The organism is Sphingomonas sp. (genome assembly GCF_031361285.1).
In the GTDB taxonomy this organism is placed as follows: Bacteria; Pseudomonadota; Alphaproteobacteria; order Sphingomonadales; family Sphingomonadaceae; genus Sphingomicrobium.
In genome coordinates this window covers 1-11,799 of sequence record NZ_JANMCO010000005.1, presented here as the reverse complement: position 1 = coordinate 11,799, position 11,799 = coordinate 1, and the positions used below count along the sequence as shown (strand labels likewise).

Here is an 11,799-nt window from a genome sequence, read left to right as displayed (position 1 = left end):
CTGTAGGGGCCGATCGAGCGCGCGTGGATCTTGTCGTCCACCAAATGGTGCAGCTTGAGCATGTAGATGTAGCCCACGGTCACCTTGCGGTCGAACGAGACGCCGGTGCGGCCGTCGAACAGCACCACCTGGCCCGACTCGTCGAGCCCGGCCATCCGCAGCATTTCCGAGACATCCGCCTCGCGCGCGCCGTCGAACACCGGGGTGCCCATCGGGATGCCGCCGACGAGGTTGGCGGCGAGATCCATGATCCCGTCGTCGTCGCGAGCATCGAGCTCCTTGGTGTAATGGGCGCCGTAGATGTCCTTCAATTTGGTGCGGACGGCTTTGACGTCCTTGCCGGCGATGTCCTTGCCGCGCTCATGGATGCCGTCGAGCATCTCCTGGATCTGCTGGCCGAGGCCGCGCGCGGCCCAGCCGAGGTGGGTTTCGAAGATCTGGCCGACGTTCATGCGCGATGGCACGCCCAGCGGGTTCAGCACGATATCGACCGGGGTCCCGTCCTCCAGGAACGGCATGTCCTCGTTGGGCAGGATGCGGCTGATGACGCCCTTGTTGCCGTGGCGTCCGGCCATCTTGTCGCCCGGCTGGAGCTTGCGCTTCACCGCCACGAACACCTTGACCATCTTGAGCACGCCGGGCGGCAGCTCATCGCCGCGCTCAAGCTTCTCGACGCGGTCTTCGAAGCGCTTGACGATGACATCGATCGCCGCGTCATACTGCGCCTTCAGCGCCTCGATATTGTGCTGCTTTTTGTCGTCCTTGACCGCGATCTTCCACCAGTCGTGGCGCTCGATGCTCTCGAGCAGCGCATCGTCGATAATGCTGCCCTTCTTGACGCCCTTGGGGGCCGCGGTCGCGACCTGCTTGAGCAGCATCGTCTTCAAGCGCGAGAAGGTAGCGCGGTTGAGGATGCCGCGCTCGTCGTCGGCATCCTTCTTGAGGCGCTCTTTCTCTTCGGTCTGGATCGCGCGCGTGCGGTCGTCGATGTCGATGCCGTGGCGGTTGAACACGCGCACCTCGACGATCGTCCCCGTCACGCCTGGCGGCAGGCGCAGCGAGGTGTCGCGCACGTCCGAAGCCTTCTCGCCGAAGATCGCCCGCAGGAGCTTCTCTTCGGGGGTCATCGGGCTTTCGCCCTTGGGCGTGATCTTGCCGACCAATATGTCGCCCGGCTCGACCTCGGCGCCGATGTAGACGATGCCCGCTTCGTCGAGGTTGCGCAGGGCCTCCTCGCCGACGTTGGGGATGTCGCGGGTGATGTCCTCCGGCCCGAGCTTGGTATCGCGGGCCATGACCTCGAATTCCTCGATGTGGATCGAGGTGAACACGTCGTCCTTGACGATGCGTTCGGAGATCAGGATCGAATCCTCATAATTGTAGCCATTCCACGGCATGAACGCGACCAGCACGTTGCGGCCCAAAGCGAGCTCGCCGAACTGGGTCGACGGACCGTCGGCGATGACGTCGCCGGCCTCGACTTGCGTTCCGACCTTCACCAGCGGACGCTGGTTGATGCAGGTGTTCTGGTTCGACCGCTGGAACTTCATCAGCGTGTAAATGTCGACGCCGCTCTCGCCCGGCTTGAGGTCGCCAGTGGCGCGGACGACGATGCGGGCGGCGTCGACCTGGTCGACAATGCCCGAACGGCGAGCGGCAATCGCGGCGCCCGAATCGCGGGCGACCGTCTCCTCCATGCCGGTGCCGACCAGCGGCGCTTCGGCCTGCAGCAACGGCACCGCCTGGCGCTGCATGTTCGAACCCATCAGCGCCCGGTTGGCGTCATCGTTTTCAAGGAACGGAATGAGCGACGCGGCAACCGACACCAGCTGCTTGGGACTGACGTCCATCAGCGTGATCTGGTCGCGCGGCGCCATCAGGAAGTCGCCCGAACGGCGGGCGGAAATGATCTCCTCGCCGAACGTGCCGTCCTTGTTGATCTCGGCGTTGGCCTGCGCAATCGTGTGCTTGGCCTCTTCCATTGCCGACAGATAGACGACCTCGTCGGTGACCTTCTTGTCGATCACCTTGCGGTACGGCGTCTCGATGAAGCCGTATTTGTTAACGCGGCTGAACGAGGCGAGGCTGTTGATCAGGCCGATGTTCGGCCCTTCCGGAGTCTCGATCGGGCAGATCCGGCCGTAGTGGGTCGGGTGGACGTCGCGGACTTCGAAGCCGGCCCGTTCGCGGGTCAGGCCGCCGGGCCCCAAGGCCGACACGCGGCGCTTGTGGGTCACTTCCGACAGCGGGTTGGTTTGGTCCATGAACTGCGACAGCTGCGACGAGCCGAAGAATTCGCGCACCGCGGCGACGGCCGGCTTGGCGTTGATCAAATCGTTCGGCATCACCGTCGACACGTCGACGCTCGACATGCGCTCCTTGACCGCACGCTCCATGCGCAGCAGCCCGACGCGATACTGATTTTCGAGCAACTCACCGACCGAACGGACGCGACGGTTGGCGAGATTGTCGATGTCGTCGATCTCGCCCTTGCCGTCCTTGAGACCGACCAGTTCCTTGACCACCGCGAGGATGTCCTCGCGGCGCAGGGTGGTGACCGTGTCTTCGGCTTCGAGGCCGAGGCGCATGTTGAGCTTCACCCGGCCAACGGCGGACAGATCGTAGCGCTCTGAATCGAAGAACAGGCCGTAGAACAAGGCGTCCGCGGTCTCGCGCGTCGGCGGCTCGCCGGGGCGCATGACGCGGTAGATGTCGGACAGCGCCTGGTCGGCGTCCTCGGCCTTGTCGGCCTTGAGCGTATTGCGAATCCACGGGCCAGTGTTGACATAATCGATGTCGAGCAGCTCGAGCTTGTTGATCTTGGCTTCGTCGATCTTGGCGAGGTTCTCGGCGCTGACTTCGTCGCCGGCCTCGATGTAGATTTCGCCGGTCTTGTCGTTGACCAAATCATAGGCCGAATAGCGGCCGAAGGTTTCCTCGGTCGGGATGAGCAAATGCTTCAACCCATCCTTGGCGGCCTGGGTGGCCTTGCGCGGCGTGATCTTCTCGCCGGACTTGAACATGATTTCGCCGGTGTCGGCGTTGATCACGTCGTACATCGGCTTCTGGCCGCGCCATTGCTCGGATACGAACGGGATCTGCCAGCCCTTGGAACCGCGCGTGTAGCTGACAGTGCTGTAGAATTCGGCGAGGATTTCCTCGCTCGTCAGGCCGAGCGCATGCAACAGCGCCGTGACCGGCAGCTTGCGCTTGCGGTCGATGCGGACGTTGACGATGTCCTTGGCGTCGAATTCGAAATCGAGCCAGCTGCCGCGATACGGGATGACCCGCGCGGCGAACAAATATTTGCCCGACGAATGAGTCTTGCCGCGATCATGGTCGAACAGGACGCCCGGGCTACGGTGCATCTGGCTGACGATCACCCGCTCGGTGCCATTGATGATGAAGGTGCCGTTCATCGTCATGAGCGGCATGTCGCCCATGTACACGTCCTGCTCCTTGATATCGATCACCGACTTGGCTTCGGTGTCGGAGTCGATCTCGAAGCTGGTCAGGCGCAGCGTCACGCGCATTGGCGCGGCATAGGTCAGCCCGCGCTGGCGGCACTCGTCGGTGTCATATTTGGGGTTCTCAAGCTCGTAGCGGTCGAAGTCGAGGTGGGCGGTGCCGGCGAAATCCTGGATCGGGAACACCGAGCGCAGGGTCTTTTCCAGGCCCGAAACATAACCGGTCGCCGGGTCGGAGCGGAGGAACTGCTCGTAGCTTTCGCGCTGAACCTCGATGAGGTTCGGCATTTCCGAAATTTCGTGGATGTTGCCGAAAATCTTGCGGATACGTCGTGAAGATGCGGAGCCGCGGTTGCGGTTGCGGGCCCGGACGTCGATCGCTTTGGTCGCCATGATATTCCCTGCGCTGTAACTGCACCCCTCGCGAATGCGGGGATCCAGCTGGGCTCCCGCCGTTGCAGGAGCACGTTGAAGTCAGAGCGCTTGTCCCGCTTCTTCCTCCCCAATGCGTTTGACCCGTGCGCAGATCGGGTCCTGTCCCGGGGAGGGCAGGAAAAACTCCGGGCGCACGTCACCGTGCGGCGGAGCCGTTATTTCGTGGATGAACGCCGATATAGGGATATTGCCGGGCGGTGCAAGGGGGAGCTTAGGCGGGGACCGCAAATGCCTCGACGAAAGCTCTGGCGCGACTATCCGCGGCGGCAACAATGGACATTACCGCACCGATTTCATCCTCCAGCCGCCGCCATTTGTCCGCTCGCGGGTCAGACACGGTGGTCTTGGAGATCGGTAGCCGCGTGCCAAGTTGGCGATCCCACCGAAGGTCGAGCGAGCCAGCAAGCGCCTCGATGGACGCTTGCGGAGCGTCGAGGAAGCGCTCGTAATTGAGCGCCCGCAGCCGCTCACGAGGCAGTTTGGCAAGGTCATCCAACAGGATAGTCGTCGTGGTTGCCCATTGGTGAGCGACGATCACCGGCAATGGTTGGCCGATCAGTTGCTGCCAGTCTGGAATGAGGAGCATCGACCAGGGGCTGCCGATCCAGCCCGGCAAAGAAGGATAGGTTCGGAACCTGCCCGATGCCCAGGCCTCCATCATGCTCGCTAGCGTCTCGCGGACGTCACGGTACAAATAGACGAACGTGGAATCGGGGAAGGCGGCGTCGAGAAAAGGCAAGCGCAGCGCATTCTTGGGAGTCTTTTCGAGCATCCGCGCTCGGCCTTTGGGCGCGGCGCCGTCGCGATCGCGCAAGTCTCTGTAAAACGCCTGAGCAAGCTCGTCCATTCGCTCGGGAGAAGCATCCTCGGCGGTCAATCGGTTCGAAGACCAACCGCGCTCGGCCGGCGAGAGTCCGGCTATCGTCTCCAACCAGTGGCTTTCCCGCCCCGTCGAATAGATTTCTTGCGCCTGCACCAGCGTCTCGAACAACATGGTCGAACCGGAGCGTGGGCTGCTCAGCAGGAAGACCGGTCGTTCGATCAATTCCTGACCCGAGGATGGCTGGTCGGGTCCACCGACCCTGGAATTCACGAGGCAAGCCGCCGAGCGGCCAAGTTCGATGTCACCGCCCCGGTCGGCTGCTGCGGTGCGGCCGGCACGGCGTTAACGAACACCAGCTGATCAACCACAAGCGTAAATTCCAGCTCGTTCCGCAGCAGGATTTCGGATGCGCCAAGCGTGCGCAGCGCCTGCCGCGTTTCCTCGGCCAGGGTTCGGTACAAAGGCAATGCAGAGCCGGCCGTGCCGAATTGTGCCCAAAGCGCGGCCCAGCAGTCGGTGAACCGATCGAGCACTTTAAGCGCCGTCGCCAACTTGGGGTGGGGCAGGGCTTCACTGGCAATAAAGTCGACGTGGCAGCGGATCTCCCAAGCGGTCATGACCTCGGGGGCATTATGCTGCTCGAAGACCAGGGGTTGGCCCGATCCCGAGCCCGGCCGCACGTCCATTGCCGCAGTCGTCGTTCCGCTTTGGGCTGCATCCAGCAAGTCCCACAGCCGGCCAGTGATCACGGTATCGAGCACCAGATGCACGCGCTGCTCGCTGCCGCGGTTGTGAACTTCGTGCCAGCGAAAGCTGTCGAACGTCCAGCATTCGCCGGGCGCCATGTGCGCCGATTGATCGCCGCATATGAACTCGACCCCAGGATTGGTGATCACCGGAACGTGAATGCGCAGGTGCGTGTGCCAGTGATAATGGGCATCGACATGCGGCGGCACTTCGGTGCCCGCGGCAAGGCCCATCAACCGGCTGCGCCCCCAGATGCCGCCAAGCTCGGCCATCACCTCCATGATGTACGGACAACGGACCAGATATTCGGTCGGCTTCATCGCCCCGTGGAAATCATCGGTCTGCCGGCCGTCGGGCGTGACGAGGCGCACCGCTTCATTGCCTGGGAATTTGTTAGGATGCAGAACCCAGGCGGAGCCCGGCAACGCCTGAACTTCGGCGGCCAGCGTCTCGGCGCAGAACGTGAGGGGCAGCCTCAAGAATGGCTGGGTCAGGCGCATGTCGGAGTCATCTTCCCCTTCGGGCCAGGAATCAAGCCATCTGCCCCGGACATGGCAAGGGCGGCCCTGACGAGCCGCCCTCCCGATTAATAGTGAAAACCGATGCTTACTTGAGCTCGACGGTGCCGCCGGCCTCTTCGATCTGCTTCTTGATCTTTTCGGCTTCGGCCTTGTTGACGCCTTCCTTGATCGGCTTGGGCGCGCCTTCGACCAAGGCCTTGGCTTCGCCGAGGCCGAGTTGGGTGATCGCGCGGACTTCCTTGATGACGTTGATCTTCTTGCCACCGTCGCCCGTCAGGATCACGTCGAACTCGGTCTGCTCTTCAGCGGCCGGCGCGGCAGCTGCGGCAGCGGCCGGAGCGGCGGCAACTGCAGCGGCGGCGGAAACGCCCCATTTCTCTTCGAGAGCTTTCGCCAGGTCGGCGGCCTCGAGCACGGTCAGTTGGGAAAGCTGGTCGACCAGCTTGTTGATGTCAGCCATTGATTTTACTCCTGTGCGGGGCAGCGCCCCATGTGGTTGCGGTTGAAAACTCTGCGAGAACTTTAAGCGGCTTCTTTCGCGGCATAAGCCGTGAAAATGCGGGCAAGCTGGGCGGCAGGCTCGATCACCGTGCGGGCAATCTTGGTCGCCGGCGCCTGGACAAGGCCGATGATCGTGGCGCGCAGCTGATCGAGCGACGGCAGCGCGGCCAGCGCCTTGATCCCGTTTACATCGAGCATGGTGTCGCCCATCGCCCCGCCGACGATCTCGAAGCGGTCGGTGGTCTTGGCGAAGTCGACCGCGACCTTGGCTGCGGCGACCGGGTCGCCCGAGGTGGCAAGCGCGGTCGGGCCGGTCAGCAGCTCGCCCAACGGGCTGTAGCGCGAGCCTTCCAGCGCGATCAGCGCCAGCCGGTTCTTGGTCACTTTGAACTGGGCGCCAGCGTCGCGCATCTTCAACCTCAGGTCGGTTGATTGCGCTACGGTCAGACCGAGATTGCGCGTGACAACCACGACGCTGGTCTCGGCGAAAACGGTCTTCAGATCATCGACCACATCCGCTTTTTGCGAACGATCCATGCCAACTCCAAACAGTTTTGAGCAAGACATTGCCTTGCCCAATGCTTCAAAAATCTCGACGCGGTGAACCGCCTCGAGAACGCGTGTCCGGTGGGGATGGATCGGCGTTGCCTGTGGGGCCACGCACGTCAGAGCGGTAATCCTTCGCAAGGAAGGCGCTCTGGTGATTCTGTCCCCGTCTAGGTTGCAGATTAAGCCCTCGCCAAGGCGGGAGCAGCAACGGTCTCGGACGGTTCGCGTGCGGATCGCTCCGCATGCGAAGGGGCGCCTATAACGATTTTCGGTGGTCGATCAAGCATTCGCGATGGGTTTCACGGCGCCCGACCATCCTAACCTGTGTGATTTCGCTGATTCGCACCCATGCTAAAGGGAAACCATGCCGTGCTATCATTTCAATATCCGCGACGGCCGTGGCCTCACGCGGGACGATGAAGGGCTGGATCTGTCGTCGGCGACGGACGCCCGGGCGCTGGCAATCAAGGGCGCGCGCTCGTTAATCAGCGCCGACGTTCTGGACGGTGCGCTCGACCTAAGCGGTCAGATCGAAATTACCGACGACGAGGGCGACGACGTCATGACCATCCGGTTCCGCGACGCAGTCCGCGTCCACCGGAAGTAACCGCCAAAGCTCAGGCCCCTACCGCAAGCAGCAGGCTGGATCTTTGCACGGCGAGATGAAGGTAGCGGTCGTTGAAGTCACCCATATCACGCATCCGCTCCCAATCGGGAAAGCTGATGTCTCTTTTGCTGCGAATAAGCAGCCCATCGGCCTCGAGGCTGCGGATAACGCGATTTAAGTGAACCGGGGTCAGGCCAAGTGCATCGGCAAGCTCGGCCTGGGTCATCGGCAGATGATACCCCATGTCATCGGCGAGGCCCAAGGCGTCCAGTCGCACCGCAAGTTCGCACAAGACATGCGCCAGCCGGCTCTTGGCGTCGCGGCGGCCGATATTCAAAATCCATTCCCGGAAGATCGATGCGTCGACCAGGATGTTGACCAGGATGGCGTGACTGATGGCCGCGTTGGACCGCACGATTTTTTGGATATCGGCACGCGGGATGATCGCGACATGCCCGCGTGTCAGCATTTGTACGCTGTGATCGGCGACGTTGAGAAAGATATTCTGGAAGTCGAGCGCCTCGCCTGGAATGTGGATCGACAGAATCTGTCGACCGCCGTCGCCGGTAAGTTTCTGGCGATAAGCGAAGCCCGAGATCAGCACACCACATCCAGTCGGTGGCTCGCCCTCGCGGACCGCGTAGCTACCCGGTGCGAGCGATTTCAACGCGTAAGGCAGCGCGAGAATCGCTTGGCGATCTACTTCGGGTAAGGGAGCGCGCAGCTCAAGATTGTCTAATAGCAGTTCGAGCGGATTGTTCGGCACTGGGTTCACCCCGCGAAACAGGGCGGGAGTTTATTTGAACTCTCAGCCGCTGAAGCCCGGAAGGTCCGTCCAGCGATTTGAAGGCCTTAACATTTTGCGGAAGTTAATAACACAACTTAAAATAAGTAAGTCCGCAGTTCAGTGGCACGCTCGATATTGGTCGGGATATTACGACTCGAGCGTCGCAACTTCCATTTGGCTCGCGCCGGACTCGGCCGATTTGCGCTTCAGTTCCTCGGCGCGCATCAAGTCCGCTTTCATGGCGCGGGCAGCGAACCCGTCCCACGCTTCGGCAGCGCGAAGATGGCTCTCCCTGACGTTATCCAGCTTGCAGCCATCCGCGAGTTCGCGCGCGACGGCCGCGCGGGTCAGATAGAATTGCGCATGGGTCGTCATGTTGGTTTGGACTCCGCTTTGGGTTGGGTGAAGTTCGGTTGATAACACATGTTCGCTTAATCGAGCTCGGGTACGATGCGAACCCGGTCGATCGGGCTTGGGCTGGCTCTCATTTCGGCGGTGACGTCGGAAATCAGCTTGTCGAGGGCGGCGGCGTCGAAGCCTTCGTGGCCGGGTCGCATTTCAAGGCCGGTCTCGACCACCAGCACAACGCGGCGGTCGCGGCCGTCGACTTCCCACTCGTGCCAGCTTCGACGGAGCTGTAAATTCTCGTCGTCCAGAGCCAACAAACCGGCGCCTACCAGGGCCATGTCCTGGGCGCGGCCGGCGTCCGCTGAACGTCGCCCCGAACGATCTTCGATTTCAATTTTTTGCGGATCTTTTCGGCGCCGTCGACGCTTGATGTGACGAGCCGAACGCCGCCCGATTGCAGCACTTCCAGCGACGAGACGCCAATCGCGCTCTTGCGGCACTGCTCGCGGACGTCCGCTTCAGCCATGGACAGATTGATCACGCGGCTCATCGCGCACGCCTTTTAATATTGTCGAAGTGCACGTTTTGTCTCCTGCAGGTAAGCGGGAGCGCGGCTAGTCTCTCAGTCAGGCGATGCTTACGAAAGCAGTTTCGCGCTTGATTATCCACCCTACCACACAAGCCTGTGGCGACCTAATCGGGAGGCGAAAACCGAGGCTTTGCAGCGCTGTCGAGCAGCGCCCGAATGGAAGCTTCCCCCGACGGATCGAGGGAAGCTCTTCAGCCGATTACTCGGCCTGTATATTGACGGCGCTATTGCGGCCGCGGTTGTCCTGCTGCAGCTCGTAGCTGACCCGTTGTTCGCGGTCCAAGGTGCGCATTCCGGCCGCTTCGACAGCGCTGATGTGGACGTAAGCGTCGCTGCTTCCGTCGTCGGGCTGGATGAAGCCGAATCCCTTGTCGGCGTTGAAAAACTTCACGGTTCCGCTGATCATTATGACATTCCTTTTGGTGGGCGGACCGACGATCGGCCGCCCATTGCTAGGAGAGGCGAGAGAGATGGAAAGAGGAGCCGCAAAGCGCCAATGACCGTCAATTTGCGACTAGTAGCAAGGCTAACATAGGCCCGCCGGGGCAAAATAGCAAAACGACGGGGGTCCTTATCATCGACGCGCTAGTGACTGGCGAGCCAGCCGATGACTTCGCCGCGAATGCGTGCGCGGTTCTCCGCTTTCCAACGAATTCGCCCTACAGCCTGCTCGATTGGACGGCGATCTTCGGGCCGAAGATTGGCATTGGCATAGGCCAGGAGCTGGGGCACAAGCGTCGCGTCGCCGCTTTCCTGGACGAGCTGACCGACAAATCTTGATCGCCCCGACAGATCAATCAGGCGGTTCACCTGAGCCAAATGGCCGAGCACGAAAGCGAGGGTCATGGCTGGATACTTATTTGAAACCGCCCGGATCATGCCGGCGCTAATCGTCGGTCCCGGTTCGGACGTAATCGCCAATTCCAGTGCGCGGCGGGCGAGCACCTCATTTTTGGCTTCACCAAGCAATTGAAACAGCGTGGTCCGCTCGACGTTGCCATGGGTGCCAGCGGCAATTCGATGAAGTGTTTCCCACGTGGCAGGGGCGGCATTGCGAGCAATGACGCGCAGCCAGCTTTCCTTCAACGACCCCGGAATCGCATTCTGATCACCTTGCCAGGCTGCGAAGAGTCGCTGTCCTTCGCCGACGACCCGCGGGTCGCCAATATCGCCAAGTATCTGGATCAGGCTCGGACGCAGCAGCGCGTCAAGCGGTGGCTCACCGACACGTGGACTAAAACCCAGGCGCTGCAGGCGCGGCCAATAATCGCGCAGGATTCGTTGTTTGATCGCTGCCTGAGCGGCAGAGTTGCCGTCCATATCCTGGTGGAGGTTGGCCCAACTGAACAGCGCTTTTTCATAGACTTTGCCATGCGCATCCACTGGCACCGCGGCGAGCAGGTCGAGGGCGTGAGCCATTGGCTGATACCCGGCTGTCGACAGGGCTAGCGCGTCGCTTAGCAGGCCGTATTGATCGACTGGGTGGAGGCCTGGGAAAGCGGCTCTCAGTGCTTCCGCCTGAGCCGGAGAATAGAGGACGCGATAATAGCCGGTTTGCCCCGGATTGATGAGCAAGATGCCACAACCTGGCGCCTCGATCCGGGTCGAGCGAGCATTGGTGATGACCTGCGCGATCGTTCCACCGCTGCTGACGCGAACTGGCACATGCCAGCTGAGTGGATTGGCCGTCACCGCCACGCGACGGTCATTGGAGAACTGGCTTTGTGTAAACGTCATGACAGTGCGGCCATTGATACATTGCGACGCGCCAACCTCGACCAAAGGAATCCCGGGCTGGGCAGTGAAATCCTTGGCGATAACGGTCAGCCCCTTGGCGCCGGCGGCTTCCATTGCAGTCCAAAGATCGCTGGTCCGGCTATTCCGATAAGCAAATTTGGCGATGTAGTTGCGCAGGCCAGTGCGCCAGACATTTTCCCCGGCGAACCCTTCGAGCATTGAGATTACCGACTCACCCTTGTCGTAGGTGATTGAATCAAAGGCTTGATTGGCCTGCTCGACAGTGCGGATGGTCTGGACGACCGGGTGCGTGGTCTCGAATGAATCGAGATCCATTGCCTTTTCGCGATTGGCGACGTGCTCGACATCGGCGCCCCAGTCCGGGTGGAAATGCTGGGTTGTCCGGTTCTCCATCCAGTTGGCGAAGCCCTCGTTGAGCCACAGATCGTCCCACCACGCCATGGTGACGAGATCGCCGAACCACATGTGCGCCATTTCGTGCGCTTCGACGCTGAAGATGGATTGCTTGTTCGCTTCGCTGGAGATGGCCGGATCGAGCAGCAGGATCTTCTCAAAGGTGAAGATCGCGCCCCAATTTTCCATGGCTCCGAAGAATTGCGACTGGCCCGGGCCGGCGACATTATCGAGCTTGGGAAGCGGGTAGGGGCGGCCGAAATATTCGTCGTAA

General features: G+C 61.5%; 12 protein-coding genes. 1 reads left to right on the top strand and 11 read right to left on the bottom strand.

All coding sequences use genetic code 11. From position 1 onward, the window contains the following. From rpoB to rplJ, 5 genes are all read right to left on the bottom strand, one after another. Nucleotides 1–3,860 (bottom strand): DNA-directed RNA polymerase subunit beta (rpoB, locus tag RMO25_RS00125; RefSeq protein ID WP_309660572.1); only part of this gene is annotated, 3,860 nt, incomplete at its 3' end. 253 nt (nucleotides 3,861–4,113) lie between these two features. Beyond that, entirely contained in the window at nucleotides 4,114–4,995 is an 882-nt protein-coding gene (locus RMO25_RS00120; RefSeq protein WP_309660571.1) for a sulfotransferase, read from the bottom strand. Beyond that, nucleotides 4,992–5,972 (bottom strand): aspartyl/asparaginyl beta-hydroxylase domain-containing protein, encoded by a 981-nt coding sequence (locus tag RMO25_RS00115; protein WP_309660570.1) that lies wholly within the window; start codon nucleotides 5,970–5,972, stop codon nucleotides 4,992–4,994. Before RMO25_RS00115 ends, RMO25_RS00120 begins: the two co-directional genes overlap by 4 nt. Before the next feature lie 106 nt (nucleotides 5,973–6,078). After that, nucleotides 6,079–6,453 carry a 50S ribosomal protein L7/L12 gene (gene rplL / locus RMO25_RS00110; RefSeq protein WP_309660569.1) on the bottom strand — a complete coding sequence of 125 codons (375 nt, stop codon included), beginning with the start codon at nucleotides 6,451–6,453 and terminating at the stop codon, nucleotides 6,079–6,081. Nucleotides 6,454–6,515: 62 nt separating this feature from the next. Then, a complete protein-coding gene (rplJ, locus tag RMO25_RS00105; protein ID WP_309660568.1) occupies nucleotides 6,516–7,031 on the bottom strand; it encodes a 50S ribosomal protein L10 in 516 nt (171 codons plus the stop codon). A 376-nt stretch (nucleotides 7,032–7,407) separates the two neighbouring features. Between rplJ and RMO25_RS00100 the strand changes: the two genes are divergently transcribed. Beyond that, complete coding sequence (locus tag RMO25_RS00100; RefSeq protein WP_309660567.1) at nucleotides 7,408–7,650, top strand: DUF6894 family protein; 243 nt, start codon at nucleotides 7,408–7,410, stop codon at nucleotides 7,648–7,650. 10 nt (nucleotides 7,651–7,660) lie between these two features. Here the strand turns inward: RMO25_RS00100 and RMO25_RS00095 are convergent, their stop codons facing one another. The 6 genes from RMO25_RS00095 to RMO25_RS00070 all read right to left on the bottom strand — a co-directional run. After that, the gene (locus tag RMO25_RS00095; protein ID WP_309660566.1) at nucleotides 7,661–8,416 is read right to left on the bottom strand and encodes a Crp/Fnr family transcriptional regulator; all 756 of its coding nucleotides are present in this window, start codon (nucleotides 8,414–8,416) and stop codon (nucleotides 7,661–7,663) included. A gap of 168 nt (nucleotides 8,417–8,584) precedes the next feature. Next, on the bottom strand, nucleotides 8,585–8,812 hold the full coding sequence (locus tag RMO25_RS00090) for a hypothetical protein (RefSeq protein ID WP_309660565.1): 228 nt from the start codon (nucleotides 8,810–8,812) through the stop codon (nucleotides 8,585–8,587). Nucleotides 8,813–8,868: 56 nt separating this feature from the next. Then, nucleotides 8,869–9,123, bottom strand: coding sequence for a hypothetical protein (locus tag RMO25_RS00085; RefSeq protein ID WP_309660564.1), 255 nt, complete (start codon nucleotides 9,121–9,123; stop codon nucleotides 8,869–8,871). Beyond that, nucleotides 9,111–9,335 carry a hypothetical protein gene (locus tag RMO25_RS00080; RefSeq protein WP_309660563.1) on the bottom strand — a complete coding sequence of 75 codons (225 nt, stop codon included), beginning with the start codon at nucleotides 9,333–9,335 and terminating at the stop codon, nucleotides 9,111–9,113. The genes RMO25_RS00085 and RMO25_RS00080 overlap by 13 nt, the downstream gene beginning before the upstream one ends. Before the next feature lie 238 nt (nucleotides 9,336–9,573). Continuing rightward, on the bottom strand, nucleotides 9,574–9,780 hold the full coding sequence (locus tag RMO25_RS00075) for a cold-shock protein (RefSeq protein ID WP_309660562.1): 207 nt from the start codon (nucleotides 9,778–9,780) through the stop codon (nucleotides 9,574–9,576). Nucleotides 9,781–9,959: 179 nt separating this feature from the next. Continuing rightward, on the bottom strand, nucleotides 9,960–11,799 hold a 1,840-nt coding region (locus tag RMO25_RS00070; RefSeq protein ID WP_309660561.1), incomplete at its 5' end, for a M1 family aminopeptidase.